The organism is Luteimonas endophytica (genome assembly GCF_029887875.1).
GTDB classification, from domain to species: Bacteria; Pseudomonadota; Gammaproteobacteria; order Xanthomonadales; family Xanthomonadaceae; genus Luteimonas; species Luteimonas endophytica.
Window position 1 is genome coordinate 1 of record NZ_JARXRM010000017.1, and the last position, 12,672, is coordinate 12,672.

General features: G+C 66.7%; 23 protein-coding genes. All 23 read left to right on the forward strand.

Features of this window, described 5'->3' with window-relative positions; translation table 11 throughout:
- The 23 genes from tuf to secY all read left to right on the forward strand — a co-directional run bounded on the left by tuf (position 1) and on the right by secY (position 12,592).
- The gene (tuf, locus tag QFW77_RS03610; protein WP_280572930.1) at positions 1-1,191 is read left to right on the forward strand and encodes an elongation factor Tu; all 1,191 of its coding nucleotides are present in this window, start codon (positions 1-3) and stop codon (positions 1,189-1,191) included.
- 475 nt (positions 1,192-1,666) lie between these two features.
- Positions 1,667-1,978, forward strand: coding sequence for a 30S ribosomal protein S10 (gene rpsJ, locus QFW77_RS03615; protein WP_024891232.1), 312 nt, complete (start codon positions 1,667-1,669; stop codon positions 1,976-1,978).
- Positions 1,979-1,989: 11 nt separating this feature from the next.
- Complete coding sequence (gene rplC / locus QFW77_RS03620) at positions 1,990-2,643, forward strand: 50S ribosomal protein L3 (protein WP_280572932.1); 654 nt, start codon at positions 1,990-1,992, stop codon at positions 2,641-2,643.
- 10 nt (positions 2,644-2,653) lie between these two features.
- Positions 2,654-3,259: a 50S ribosomal protein L4 gene (gene rplD, locus QFW77_RS03625; protein WP_280572933.1), complete on the forward strand. Its 606-nt coding sequence runs from the start codon at positions 2,654-2,656 to the stop codon at positions 3,257-3,259.
- Complete coding sequence (rplW, locus tag QFW77_RS03630) at positions 3,256-3,555, forward strand: 50S ribosomal protein L23 (RefSeq protein ID WP_280572934.1); 300 nt, start codon at positions 3,256-3,258, stop codon at positions 3,553-3,555. The genes rplD and rplW overlap by 4 nt, the downstream gene beginning before the upstream one ends.
- 43 nt (positions 3,556-3,598) lie before the next feature.
- Positions 3,599-4,426 (forward strand): 50S ribosomal protein L2, encoded by an 828-nt coding sequence (rplB, locus tag QFW77_RS03635; RefSeq protein ID WP_280572935.1) that lies wholly within the window; start codon positions 3,599-3,601, stop codon positions 4,424-4,426.
- A 6-nt stretch (positions 4,427-4,432) separates the two neighbouring features.
- Positions 4,433-4,699, forward strand: coding sequence for a 30S ribosomal protein S19 (gene rpsS / locus QFW77_RS03640; protein WP_280572936.1), 267 nt, complete (start codon positions 4,433-4,435; stop codon positions 4,697-4,699).
- Positions 4,700-4,712: 13 nt separating this feature from the next.
- Positions 4,713-5,072 (forward strand): 50S ribosomal protein L22, encoded by a 360-nt coding sequence (gene rplV, locus QFW77_RS03645; RefSeq protein WP_280572937.1) that lies wholly within the window; start codon positions 4,713-4,715, stop codon positions 5,070-5,072.
- Between the two features lie 2 nt (positions 5,073-5,074).
- Positions 5,075-5,815: a 30S ribosomal protein S3 gene (gene rpsC, locus QFW77_RS03650; protein ID WP_280572938.1), complete on the forward strand. Its 741-nt coding sequence runs from the start codon at positions 5,075-5,077 to the stop codon at positions 5,813-5,815.
- A 3-nt stretch (positions 5,816-5,818) separates the two neighbouring features.
- Positions 5,819-6,232, forward strand: a complete 414-nt coding sequence (rplP, locus tag QFW77_RS03655; protein ID WP_280572939.1) for a 50S ribosomal protein L16 — start codon at positions 5,819-5,821, stop codon at positions 6,230-6,232.
- Positions 6,232-6,420 (forward strand): 50S ribosomal protein L29, encoded by a 189-nt coding sequence (gene rpmC, locus QFW77_RS03660; RefSeq protein WP_280572940.1) that lies wholly within the window; start codon positions 6,232-6,234, stop codon positions 6,418-6,420. The genes rplP and rpmC overlap by 1 nt, the downstream gene beginning before the upstream one ends.
- A gap of 32 nt (positions 6,421-6,452) precedes the next feature.
- Positions 6,453-6,716, forward strand: a complete 264-nt coding sequence (gene rpsQ, locus QFW77_RS03665; RefSeq protein WP_425603260.1) for a 30S ribosomal protein S17 — start codon at positions 6,453-6,455, stop codon at positions 6,714-6,716.
- A gap of 15 nt (positions 6,717-6,731) precedes the next feature.
- Positions 6,732-7,100, forward strand: coding sequence for a 50S ribosomal protein L14 (gene rplN, locus QFW77_RS03670; protein ID WP_058835375.1), 369 nt, complete (start codon positions 6,732-6,734; stop codon positions 7,098-7,100).
- A 17-nt stretch (positions 7,101-7,117) separates the two neighbouring features.
- Positions 7,118-7,435, forward strand: coding sequence for a 50S ribosomal protein L24 (rplX, locus tag QFW77_RS03675; RefSeq protein ID WP_280572942.1), 318 nt, complete (start codon positions 7,118-7,120; stop codon positions 7,433-7,435).
- 11 nt (positions 7,436-7,446) lie between these two features.
- Positions 7,447-7,986: a 50S ribosomal protein L5 gene (rplE, locus tag QFW77_RS03680; RefSeq protein ID WP_280572943.1), complete on the forward strand. Its 540-nt coding sequence runs from the start codon at positions 7,447-7,449 to the stop codon at positions 7,984-7,986.
- Positions 7,987-7,996: 10 nt separating this feature from the next.
- Positions 7,997-8,302, forward strand: a complete 306-nt coding sequence (gene rpsN, locus QFW77_RS03685; protein WP_280572944.1) for a 30S ribosomal protein S14 — start codon at positions 7,997-7,999, stop codon at positions 8,300-8,302.
- Positions 8,303-8,441: 139 nt separating this feature from the next.
- Positions 8,442-8,837 (forward strand): 30S ribosomal protein S8, encoded by a 396-nt coding sequence (gene rpsH, locus QFW77_RS03690; protein ID WP_280572945.1) that lies wholly within the window; start codon positions 8,442-8,444, stop codon positions 8,835-8,837.
- 12 nt (positions 8,838-8,849) lie between these two features.
- Entirely contained in the window at positions 8,850-9,377 is a 528-nt protein-coding gene (rplF, locus tag QFW77_RS03695) for a 50S ribosomal protein L6 (protein WP_280572946.1), read from the forward strand.
- A gap of 27 nt (positions 9,378-9,404) precedes the next feature.
- Positions 9,405-9,758, forward strand: a complete 354-nt coding sequence (gene rplR, locus QFW77_RS03700; RefSeq protein ID WP_280572947.1) for a 50S ribosomal protein L18 — start codon at positions 9,405-9,407, stop codon at positions 9,756-9,758.
- A 177-nt stretch (positions 9,759-9,935) separates the two neighbouring features.
- Complete coding sequence (gene rpsE / locus QFW77_RS03705; RefSeq protein WP_280572949.1) at positions 9,936-10,475, forward strand: 30S ribosomal protein S5; 540 nt, start codon at positions 9,936-9,938, stop codon at positions 10,473-10,475.
- The gene (gene rpmD, locus QFW77_RS03710) at positions 10,468-10,665 is read left to right on the forward strand and encodes a 50S ribosomal protein L30 (RefSeq protein WP_280572950.1); all 198 of its coding nucleotides are present in this window, start codon (positions 10,468-10,470) and stop codon (positions 10,663-10,665) included. Before rpsE ends, rpmD begins: the two co-directional genes overlap by 8 nt.
- 5 nt (positions 10,666-10,670) lie before the next feature.
- On the forward strand, positions 10,671-11,114 hold the full coding sequence (rplO, locus tag QFW77_RS03715) for a 50S ribosomal protein L15 (protein ID WP_425603259.1): 444 nt from the start codon (positions 10,671-10,673) through the stop codon (positions 11,112-11,114).
- Positions 11,115-11,263: 149 nt separating this feature from the next.
- Positions 11,264-12,592, forward strand: a complete 1,329-nt coding sequence (secY, locus tag QFW77_RS03720; RefSeq protein WP_425603261.1) for a preprotein translocase subunit SecY — start codon at positions 11,264-11,266, stop codon at positions 12,590-12,592.
- The last annotated feature ends 80 nt before the right edge of the window (positions 12,593-12,672 follow it).

Consider the following 12,672-nt stretch of genomic DNA (forward strand, 5'->3'; position numbering starts at 1 on the left):
ATGGCCAAGGGTAAGTTCGAGCGCACCAAGCCCCACGTGAACGTGGGCACGATCGGTCACGTGGACCACGGCAAGACGACGCTGACGGCGGCGCTGACGAAGATCGGCGCGGAGCGTTTCGGCGGCGAGTTCAAGGCCTACGACGCGATCGACGCGGCGCCGGAGGAGAAGGCGCGCGGGATCACGATCTCGACGGCGCACGTGGAGTACGAGAGCCCGAACCGTCACTACGCGCACGTGGACTGCCCGGGCCACGCGGACTACGTGAAGAACATGATCACGGGTGCGGCGCAGATGGACGGCGCGATCCTGGTGTGTTCGGCGGCTGACGGCCCGATGCCGCAGACCCGCGAGCACATCCTGCTGGCGCGGCAGGTGGGCGTGCCGTACATCGTGGTCTTCCTGAACAAGGCGGACATGGTGGACGACGCCGAGCTGCTGGAGCTGGTGGAGATGGAGGTGCGGGAGCTGCTGTCGAAGTACGAGTTCCCGGGCGACGACACGCCGATCATCCACGGTTCGGCGCTCAAGGCGCTGGAAGGCGACCAGAGCGACATCGGGGTGCCGGCGATCATCAAGCTGGTGGAGGCGCTGGACAGCTGGATCCCGGAGCCGGAGCGCGACATCGACAAGCCGTTCCTGATGCCGGTCGAGGACGTGTTCTCGATCTCGGGCCGCGGCACGGTGGTGACCGGTCGGATCGAGCGCGGCGTGATCAAGGTCGGCGACGAGATCGAGATCGTGGGAATCCGTCCGACCCAGAAGACGACGGTGACGGGCGTGGAGATGTTCCGCAAGCTGCTGGACCAGGGCCAGGCGGGCGACAACGCGGGTCTGCTGCTGCGCGGCACCAAGCGCGACGACGTGGAGCGCGGGCAGGTGCTGGCCAAGCCGGGCTCGATCACCCCGCACACGCAGTTCGAGGCGGAGGTGTACGTGCTGTCGAAGGACGAGGGCGGTCGCCACACGCCGTTCTTCAAGGGCTACCGGCCGCAGTTCTACTTCCGGACCACGGACATCACCGGCGCGGTGACGCTGCCGGAGGGCACCGAGATGGTGATGCCGGGCGACAACGTGAAGATGGTGGTGGAGCTGATCAACCCGGTGGCGATGGACGATGGTCTGCGCTTCGCGATCCGCGAGGGCGGCCGCACGGTCGGCGCCGGGGTGGTGGCGAAGATCCTGAAGTGACGCCCGGTCCCGTGCGCCGTTAGGCGCGCGGGCTCGCCGGATCGCAGGCCGGGAGCCCGGCCGCGGCGCCCAGGCGCCTGGCCTCGTCGGTGGGGGTCCAGGGCGCCAGGGAGCGGATCGGGGTGTTGCATTCAGGCCGGCCGACTCTCTATAATGATCGACCACTTCGCGGGGCGCCTTCGGCGGCCCCGCGGAACCGCGAAATGAGGCGCAGGAGGCGCCTCGTTTTCGCCAGACAGGGAAAATGTCGCGCGGCAGCGCCCCGGTCGTCCCGAAATGGTTCGGGACATCATCGGCAGGGGCATTTCGTCGCGCTTGCAGTTCTCCGTCTGGGCGGGCCGGGTGACCGGCCTGCCTTCGTTTTTTCGAGGGAAACTGCCGGGTCGGCGTCATCGATCCGGGAAGTCGTTGATTCCACGAGGTTTTGCGCACCCAGCCGCAGGGCCTGTCGCTCTTTCAATCAAGGAATTCCGTCATGGCGGACCAAAAGATCCGGATCCGGCTGAAAGCGTTCGATCATCGCCTGATCGACCGTTCGGCAAGCGAGATCGTCGAAACGGCCAAGCGGACCGGCGCCCAGGTGCGCGGCCCGATCCCGTTGCCCACCAAGATCGAACGCTACACCATCCTGACCTCGCCGCACGTCGACAAGGACGCGCGCGACCAGTACGAGACCCGCACGCACAAGCGCGTGCTCGACATCGTCGACCCCAACGACAAGACCGTGGACGCGCTGATGAAGCTCGAGCTGGCGGCCGGCGTCGACGTCCAGATCAAGCTGACCTGAGGGCCCGGACCATGACCGCGAAGAAGCATTCGTTGGGAATCGTCGGCCGCAAGGCCGGCATGAGCCGGGTGTTCACCGAGGACGGTCAGTCCGTGCCGGTGACCCTGATCGAGGCGACTCCCAACCGCATCACCCAGTTGAAGACCACCGACACCGACGGCTACAGCGCGGTGCAGGTGACGGTCGGCGCGCGTCGCGCCTCGCTGCTCACCAAGCCTGCCGCCGGGCACCTGGCCAAGGCCAAGGTGGAGCCGGGCCGCGGCCTGTGGGAGTTCCGCGTGGCCGACGACCGGCTCGCCGAGTTCCAGGTCGGTGGCGAGATCAAGGCCGACATCTTCGAGGTCGGCCAGATCGTCGACGTCCAGGGCGTGACCAAGGGCAAGGGCTTCCAGGGCACGATCAAGCGCTGGAACTTCAAGATGGGCGACGCGACGCACGGCAACTCGCTGTCGCACCGCTCGCCCGGCTCGATCGGCCAGCGCCAGACGCCCGGCCGCGTGTTCCCCGGCAAGAAGATGTCCGGCCACATGGGCGCGAAGAACCAGAGCACCCAGAACCTCGAGGTGGTGCGCGTCGACGCCGAGCGCGGCCTGATCGCGGTGAAGGGCGCGGTGCCCGGCGCCCCGGGCGGCGACGTCATCGTGCGTCCGGCGAGCAAGGGTTAAGGAGACCACGATGGAACTGGCTATCAACAACAGCAGCGAGAAGCTGTCGGTGTCCGACGCGGTCTTCGGTCGCGAGTTCAGCGAGGACCTGGTCCACCAGGTCGTCGTCGCCTACCGCAACGCCGGCCGTGCCGGTACCAAGGCGCAGAAGACCCGCTCCGAGGTCAACGGCACCACCAAGAAGTCGAAGCGGCAGAAGGGCGGCGGCGCCCGCCACGGCGCGCTGACCGCGCCGATCTTCGTGGGCGGCGGCGTGACCTTCGCGGCCAAGCCGCGCAGCTTCGAGCAGAAGGTCAATCGCAAGATGTATCGCGCCGCGATGGCGGCGATCCTCTCCGAGCTCAACCGCCAGGGCCGTCTCAAGGTCGTGGACGCGTTCGACGTCGGCGAGACCAAGACCAGCGGTCTGGTCGCCCGGCTCAAGGAGTTCGACCTCGGCCAGCGGCCGCTGATCGTGACCGAGGAGGCTTCCGAGCACCTGTACCTGTCGGCGCGCAATCTGCCCTACGTGCAGGTCCGCGACGTTCAGGGGCTGGACCCGGTTGCGCTGGTGTCGTCCGACACCGTGCTGATCACCGCTGACGCGGTCAAGAAGATCGAGGAGTGGCTGGCATGAACGAGGCCAAGCTCTACGAGGTTATCCGCGCGCCGCGCGTGTCCGAGAAGACCGCGCGCCTGCAGGAGCTCTCCAACCAATATGCGTTCGAGGTGTCGAAGGACGCGACCAAGGCCGATATCAAGGCTGCGATCGAAAAGCTCTTCGACGTCAAGGTCGAGGCGGTCAACGTGCTGAACGTGAAGGGCAAGAACAAGTCCTTCCGCTTCCGCAGCGGCCGTCGCGGCGACTGGCGCAAGGCGTACGTGAAGCTGGCCGAAGGCCAGTCGATCGACGTGATGACGGCCAAGGTCTGACGAAGCCCTGCCCGCAGGACTTCACTGAACAGGATCCAGTCCCATGCCATTGATGAAATTCAAGCCCACCTCAGCCGGCCGCCGTTCCGCGGTCCGCGTGGTGACGCCCGAGCTGCACAAGGGCGCCCCGCACGCCGCGCTGGTCGAGAAGCAGGGCAAGACCGGCGGCCGCAACCACCACGGCCGCATCACCACCCGCCACATCGGCGGTGGGCACAAGCAGCACTACCGGATCATCGACTTCAAGCGCAACAAGGAAGGCATCCCGGCGCGCGTGGAGCGGATCGAATACGATCCCAACCGCACCGCCCACATCGCCCTGCTGTGCTACGTCGATGGCGAGCGCCGCTACATCATCGCGCCGAAGGGCCTGAAGGCCGGCGACCGGGTGATCGCGGGCTCCGATGCACCGATCAAGGCCGGCAACACGCTGCCGCTGCGCAACATCCCGGTCGGATCGACGGTGCACTGCATCGAGATGAAGCCCGGCAAAGGCGCGCAGATCGCGCGCGCCGCGGGCGCCTCGGTGCAGCTGGTCGCGCGCGAGCAGGGCTACGCCACGCTGCGCCTGCGCTCCGGCGAGATGCGCCGGGTGCCGGCCGAGTGCCGCGCCACGATCGGCGAGGTCGGCAACGTCGAGCACAACCTGGAGAAGCTGGGCAAGGCCGGCGCCAAGCGCTGGCGCGGCATCAAGCCGACCGTCCGCGGCGCGGCGATGAACCCGGTCGACCATCCGCACGGCGGCGGCGAAGCCCGCGCCGGCCAGGGCAACCCGCACCCGGTCACGCCCTGGGGCGTGCCGACCAAGGGCTACAAGACCCGCAAGAACAAGCGCACCCAGCAGTTCATCGTGCGCGACCGCAGGAGCTAATTGGCTATGGCACGTTCCCTGAAGAAAGGTCCGTTCGTCGATCATCATCTGATCAAGAAGATCGAGACCGCCGGCACCAGCAAGCGTCCGATCAAGACCTGGTCGCGCCGCTCGATGATCCTGCCGGAGATGGTGGGCTACACCATCGCCGTGCACAACGGCAAGAACCACATCCCGGTGCTGGTCAACGAGAACATGGTCGGCCACAAGCTCGGCGAGTTCGCCCTGACCCGCACGTTCAAGGGTCACAGCGGCGACAAGAAGTCGCGTTAAGGAGATGACGACCATGAGCAACCAGAATGGCGCCAGGGCGGTCCTGCGTACCGCACGCATCTCCCCGCAGAAGGCCCGGCTCGTCGCCGACCAGGTGCGCGGGCTTTCGGCCGAGCGCGCCGTGAACCTGCTGCGCTTCTCCGACAAGAAGGCCGCCCACATGATCCGCAAGGTGGTCGAGTCGGCGATCGCAAACGCCGAGAACAACCAGGGTGCGGACGTCGACGAGCTTTCGGTCACCAGCATCATGGTCGACGAGGGCCCGACGCTGAAGCGCTTCATGGCGCGCGCCAAGGGCCGCGGCACCCGCATCCTCAAGCGCACCAGCCACATCACGGTGGTGGTGGGCGAATCCACCGGAAAGGGCAAGTAACCATGGGTCATAAAGTTCATCCCACCGGTATCCGGCTCGGCATCTCCAAGGACTGGAACTCCAAGTGGTATGCCGGCAAGAAGGAATACGCCGGCTATCTGGCCGCCGACCTGAAGGTCCGCGAGATGCTGCGCAAGAAGCTAGCGCAGGCCGGCATCTCGAAGATCATGATCGAGCGGCCCAACAAGACCGCGCGGGTGACCATCCACACCGCCCGCCCGGGCGTGGTGATCGGCAAGCGCGGCGAGGACATCGAGAAGCTGCGCCGCGAGGTCAGCGACATGATGGGGGTCCCGGCGCACATCAACGTCACCGAGGTGCGCAAGCCGGAACTCGACGCGCAGCTGGTCGCCGAGTCGATCGCGCAGCAGCTCGAGCGCCGCATCATGTTCCGCCGCGCGATGAAGCGCGCGGTCGGCAACGCGATGCGCCTGGGCGCGCTGGGCATCAAGGTGAACGTGGCCGGCCGCCTCAACGGCGCCGAGATCGCGCGCTCGGAGTGGTACCGCGAGGGCCGGGTGCCCCTGCATACGCTGCGCGCCGACGTCGACTACGGCTTCGCCGAGGCCAAGACGACCTACGGGATCATCGGCATCAAGACCTGGATCTACAAGGGCGAGATCTTCGATTTCAGCCAGGTGGGCCAGGAGAAACAGGACGATTCGCCGCGTGGCGATCGCGGCGAGCGCAACGAGCGCCCGCGCGGTCCGCGCCGCGACCGTGATCGCGAGGCGAGGGACTAAGTCATGCTGCAACCCAAGCGAACCAAGTACCGGAAGATGCACAAGGGCCGCAACGAGGGCCTGGCCTGGAACGGCAACCTCGTGAGCTTCGGCGAGTACGGGCTGCGCGCGACGCAGACCGGGCAGCTGACCGCGCGCCAGATCGAGGCCGGCCGCCGCAGCATCAGCCGCCACGTCAAGCGCGGCGGCAAGATGTGGATCCGGGTGTTCCCCGACAAGCCGATCACCAAGAAGCCGATCGAGGTCCGCATGGGCTCGGGCAAGGGCAACGTGGAGTTCTGGGTCGCCCAGATCCAGCCCGGCCGGATGATCTACGAGATCGAGGGCATCGACGAGGCGACCGCGCGCGAGGCGTTCCGCCTGGCCGCCGCCAAGCTCTCGGTCACCACCCAATTCGTGACCCGGACGGTGCGCTGATGGCTACGATCAAGGAACTCCGCGAGAAGTCGGGGGACGACCTCCAGGCCCACCTGGCGGATCTGCACAAGGAGCAGTTCTCGCTGCGCATGCAGAAGGCCACCGGGCAGCTCGCCAAGACCCACGAGGCCCGCCGGGTGCGCCGCGAGATCGCGCGCGTCAACACCCTGCTCGGCCAGAAGAAGTGAGGACGGCCGACATGACCGAGAACACCGCCGATATGAACCAGGCCGAAAAGAAGCTGCGCACGGTCGAAGGCCGCGTCGTCAGCAACAAGATGGACAAGACCGTGACCGTGCTGGTGGAGCGGCAGGTCAAGCATGCGCTGTACGGCAAGTACATCCGCCGCTCGACCAAGCTGCACGCCCACGACGCCGACAACGCCTGCAACGAGGGCGACATGGTGCGGATGGTCGAGATCGCGCCGATGTCCAAGACCAAGAACTGGCGCGTGGTCGAAATCGTCACGCGTGCGGCCGAATAACGAGGAGCGCCGAACATGATCCAGATGCAAAGCCACCTCGACGTGGCGGACAACTCCGGCGCCAAGGAAGTGATGTGCATCAAGGTGCTCGGCGGCTCCAAGCGCCGTTACGCCGCGATCGGCGACATCATCAAGGTGTCGATCAAGGATGCGATCCCGCGCGGCAAGGTGAAGAAGGGCGAGGTCTACAACGCCGTGGTGGTGCGCACCCGCAAGGGCGTGCGCCGTCCGGACGGCTCGCTGATCCGTTTCGACGGCAACGCTGCGGTGCTTCTGAACAACAAGCACGAGCCGATCGGGACCCGCATCTTCGGGCCGGTGACGCGCGAACTGCGGTCCGAGAAGTTCATGAAGATCGTCTCGCTCGCGCCTGAAGTGCTCTGAGCGCGGAGGACAGACAAATGGCAAAGCGAATCAAGAAGGGCGACCAGGTCATCGTGGTCGCCGGCAAGGACAAGGGCAAGAAGGGCGACGTGGTGCGCGTGCTCGGCGACAAGGTGGTCGTGTCGAACATCAACATCGTCAAGCGCCACACCAAGCCCAATCCGCAGGCCAACCAGCCGGGCGGCGTGATCGAGCGCGAGGCGCCGATCCATGTGTCCAACGTGATGCCGTTCAACCCTGCCTCGGGCAAGGGCGAGCGCATCGGTACCAAGGTGCTGGAGGATGGACGCCGGATCCGGGTGTTCCGCTCCAGCGGTGAGGCGGTCGACGCCTGAGGAATGCTGAAATGACCCGTCTGGAACAGTTCTACAAGGACGAAGTGGTGCCGAAGCTGATGAAGCAGTTCGGCTACACCAATCCGATGCAGGTGCCGAAGCTGACCAAGATCACGCTCAACATGGGCGTGGGCGAGGCGGCGGCCAACAAGAAGATCCTCGAGAACGCCACCGCCGACATGGCCAAGATCGCCGGCCAGAAGCCTCAGGTCACCAAGTCGCGCGTTTCCGTGGCGTCGTTCAAGATCCGCGACGGCTGGCCGATCGGCTGCAAGGTCACGCTGCGCCGCAACCGCATGTACGAGTTCCTCGACCGCCTGGTCAACGTCTCGCTGCCGCGCGTGCGCGACTTCCGTGGCGTGTCGGGCCGTTCGTTCGACGGCCGCGGCAACTACAACATGGGCGTGAAGGAGCAGATCATCTTCCCGGAGATCGACTTCGACCAGGTCGACGCGATCCGCGGCATGGACATCGCCATCACCACCACCGCGAAGACGGATGCCGAGGCCAGGGCCCTGCTCGAAGCCTTCCGCTTCCCGTTCCGCAACTGAGGATTCACACATGGCTAAGACCTCCATGGTCAACCGCGAGATCAAGCGGGCCAAGCTGGCGAAGAAGTACGCCGCCAAGCGCGAAGAGCTGAAGAAGATCATCAGCAGCGAGACGGCGAGCTACGACGAGAGGATGGAGGCTGCGGTCCGTCTGCAGAAGCTTCCGCGCGACTCGTCGCCGGCGCGCCAGACCACCCGCTGCGCCATGACCGGCCGCCCGCGCGCGGTGTACAGCAAGTTCGGCCTCGGCCGCAACAAGCTGCGCGAGGCGACCATGCGCGGCGACGTTCCGGGTCTGCGCAAGGCTTCCTGGTAGAAAAAATGCGGTGAATCGTGGTTCGTGATCGCCGGGAGCGACATTGCTCTTTCGAATCACCAATCCAGAATCACCAATCACGGCTCTCAAACGAATTCGCAATCCCGCGGATATCGGTGCACTCAGAAGGTTCCACACAATGAGCATGACTGATCCCATCGCCGACATGCTGGTCCGCATCCGCAATGCGGCCGCCGTCGGCAAGCCAGGCGTGAAGATGCCTTCGTCCAGGACCAAGGCCGCCATCGCCAAGGTGCTCAAGGACGAGGGCTACATCGGCGACTGGCGCGTGACCGAGAACGGCCCCAAGGCCGAACTCGAGATCGAGCTGAAGTACTACGAAGGCCGTCCGGTGATCGAGAACCTCAAGCGCGTTTCGCGCTCGGGCCTGCGCCAGTACCGCGGCAAGGACGAACTGCCCAAGGTCCTCAACGGCCTGGGCATCGCCATCATTTCCACCTCGAAGGGCATCATGACCGATTCGCAGGCGCGCCAGCAGGGCGTCGGCGGCGAGGTCCTGTGCTTCGTGGCCTAAGGAGTACGCCGCATGTCTCGCGTCGCCAAGAAGCCGATCGCCCTTCCCAAGGGCGTCGAACTGAACATCCAGGCCGACTCCGTGAGCGCCAAGGGCCCGAAGGGCACGCTGTCGATCGCGCGTCCGGAAGGGGTCGACATCTCCGTCGAGGACGGCACCGCGGTGCTCGCGCCGCGTGAGCCCGAGCACATGGCCATCACCGGCACCCTTCGCGCCATCCTGGCCAACATGGTGCAGGGCGTGTCCGAGGGCTTCGAGCGCAAGCTCGAGCTGGTCGGCGTGGGCTACCGCGCCTCGATGCAGGGCAAGGACCTGAACCTGTCGCTGGGCTTCTCGCACCCGGTGGTGTTCGCCACGCCCGACGGGATCAGCATCACCACGCCGACCCAGACCGAGATCGTGGTCAGCGGCGCCGACAAGCAGCGCGTCGGCCAGGTCGCCGCCAAGATCCGCGGCTATCGTCCGCCCGAGCCCTACAAGGGCAAGGGCGTGAAGTACGCCGGCGAAAACATCATCCGCAAAGAGGCCAAGAAGGCGTAGTTCGTCGATCCGCCTCGGAGAAAGACCATGGACAAGAAGAACGCCCGTCTGCGCCGCGCAAAGTCGACCCGCGCGCGCATCCGCGACATCGGCACGCCGCGCCTGTCGGTGCTGCGTACCGGCCAGCACGTTTACGCGCAGCTGTTCAGCGCCGACGGTTCCAAGGTGCTGGCGGCCGCCAGCACCACCCAGGCCGACGTGCGCGACGGCCTGAAGAGCAACAAGAACATCGAGGCCGCCGCCAAGGTCGGCCGCGCCATCGCCGAGAAGGCCAGGGCCGCGGGCGTCGAGAAGGTCGCCTTCGATCGTTCCGGCTACCGCTACCACGGCCGCGTCAAGGCGCTGGCCGAGGCCGCGCGCGAGGGCGGGCTGCAGTTCTGATCACGGCCGGTTCCCGGAAGCGCGGCGCCCGCCATCCGCTTCCGGAGACCGCTTTCCCCGCCGATGCGGGCCGCATCGGGCGCAGCGACGATTAGTCCGTCGCCGCGAAACACCCGCGACACACCACAACCATAAGCGGCCACGCCGCAAATTCCCTCAACTAGCAGAGATACCGCAATGGCAGAGCAACGCGAATCCCGAGGGCGCGACCGCAATCGCGACCGCGAGGAAATGGACGACGGCATGGTCGAGAAGCTGATCGCGGTCAACCGCGTCAGCAAGACCGTCAAGGGCGGCCGCCAGTTCACCTTCACCGCGCTGACGGTGGTGGGCGACGGCAACGGCAAGGTCGGCTTCGGCTACGGCAAGGCGCGCGAGGTGCCGGTGGCGATCCAGAAGTCGATGGAGTACGCCCGCAAGAACATGAGCAGCGTCGAGCTCAATGGCGGCACCCTGTGGCATACGGTCAAGGCCGGCCACGGCGCGGCCCGCGTGTTCATGCAGCCGGCGTCCGAGGGCACCGGGGTGATCGCCGGTGGCGCGATGCGCGCCGTGCTCGAGGCCGTCGGCGTCAAGGATGTCCTGGCCAAGGCGGTCGGTTCGCGCAACCCCATCAACCTGGTCCGCGCCACGGTGCGGGGCCTGGAGTCGATGCACTCCCCGGGCAAGATCGCCGCCAAGCGGGGCAAGAAGGTGGAGGACGTGCTCCATGGCTAAGAACGAAACCGCCGGCGGCACCGTCAAGGTGCGCCTGGTCAAGGGCCTGCGGGGAACCCAGGCGCGCCACCGGTTGTCGGTGAAGGCGCTGGGCCTCAACAAGCTCAACGACGTCCGCGAACTGAAGGACAGCCCGCAGGTCCGCGGCCTGATCAACAAGGTCCATTACCTGGTCCGGGTCGAGGAGTAATCGCCATGCGTATGAACACACTCAAGCCCGCCGACGGCGCCCGCAAGGAGCGCACCCGCGTCGGCCGCGGCATCGGCTCGGGCCTGGGCAAGACCGCCGGGCGCGGCCACAAGGGCTCGTTCGCGCGCTCGGGCAAGGGCAAGATCAAGGCCGGCTTCGAGGGCGGCCAGATGCCCATGCACATGCGGCTGCCGAAGATCGGCTTCCGCTCGAAGCTCAAGAACGACACCGCCGAGGTCATGCTGTACCAGCTGGACCGGCTCGAGGGCGAGATCGACTTCGCCGCGCTGCGCGCGGCCAAGCTGGTCCCGTCCACGGCCAAGCGCGCCAAGATCGTCAAGAAGGGCGAGATCAGCAAGAAGCTCGTCCTAAAGGGCGTGCTGGCCACCGCCGGCGCGCGCGCGGCGATCGAGGCCGCGGGCGGCACCGTCGAGGGCGAGCCGGCGTAAGCTGGGGCGGCCCGCCGCGCCATGCCGGACGGCCCGGAGCCGCTGAAGCCGCGCCATGGATGGCGGTCATTGTCATACAAGCGAAAGGTTCTTGGGCGTGCGGATAGATCGTCACATCGGAGCAGTCAATGTCACGCAGCGGTAGCGCTATGGGCGGGGTCGGTTCGGGGCTGGGCAAGTTCACCGAGCTGCGCCAGCGCCTGCTGTTCGTGCTCGGTGCGCTGCTGGTCTACCGCATCGGCTGCTACATCCCGGTGCCGGGCGTCAATCCGGAGGCCATGCTGCGTCTGATGGAGCAGCAGCAGGGAACGATCGTGGACATGTTCAACATGTTCTCGGGCGGAGCCCTCGAGCGCTTCAGCCTCTTCGCGTTGAACGTGATCCCCTACATCTCCGCCTCGATCGTCATGCAGCTGATGGTGCAGATCGTGCCGAGCCTGAAGGCGATCCAGAAGGAGGGCGAGTCCGGCCGCCGCAAGATCACCCAGTGGTCCCGGATCGGTGCGATCCCGCTGGCGATCTTCCAGTCGGCGGGCATCGCCGTGGCACTGCAGGGCTCGGGCGCCAGCAACGGCATCCAGGTGGTGTACGCGCCGGGCATCGGTTTCGTCCTGACCGCCATCGTCGCACTGACCGCCGGCACCATGTTCCTGGTGTGGCTGGGCGAGCAGGTGACCGAGCGCGGCGTCGGCAACGGCGTGTCGCTGATCATCTTCGCCGGCATCGTCGCCGGGCTGCCGAGCGCGGTGTTCAGCACGCTGGAGCAGGCGCGCAACGGCGACATCAGCCCGATCGCGGTGATCCTGATCGGCGTGATCGTGCTCGCCTTCATCTTCTTCGTGGTGTTCGTCGAGCGCGGGCAGCGCCGGATCACGGTCAACTACGCGCGTCGCCAGGGCGGACGCAACGCGTACATGAACCAGACTTCCTTCCTGCCGCTCAAGCTCAACATGGCGGGCGTGATCCCCGCGATCTTCGCCTCGTCGATCATCATGTTCCCGGCCACCGTGTCCACCTGGTTCGGCCAGGCCGGTTCGGCGCTGTGGCTGCAGCGGGCCGCCCAGGCGCTGTCGCCCGGCGAGCCGCTGTACATCCTGCTCTACGGCGGGCTGATCGCGGGCTTCGCGTTCTTCTACACGGCACTGGTGTTCAACAGCCAGGAAACCGCCGACAACCTGAAGAAGTCGGGCGCGCTGATCCCCGGCATCCGTCCCGGCAAGGCGACCGCCGACTATGTCGACGGAGTGCTGACGCGGCTGACCGCGGCCGGTGCGCTGTACCTGGTGATCGTCTGCCTGTTGCCGGAATTCATGCGTGCCGAGCTGGGCACCTCGTTCTACTTCGGCGGCACCTCGCTGCTGATCGTGGTGATCGTGGTGATGGACTTCATCGCCCAGATCCAGGCGCACCTGATGTCGCACCAGTACGAGAGCCTCCTCAAGAAGGCCAACCTGAAGGGGGGAGCGCGGGCGCGCTAGCGCGGCACTGCCGCGCTGCCCGCGCGAGCGCCCGGCCATGGATGGCCGGGCAGGTCCCTCCGGAGGCAGCGCAGTCCCGC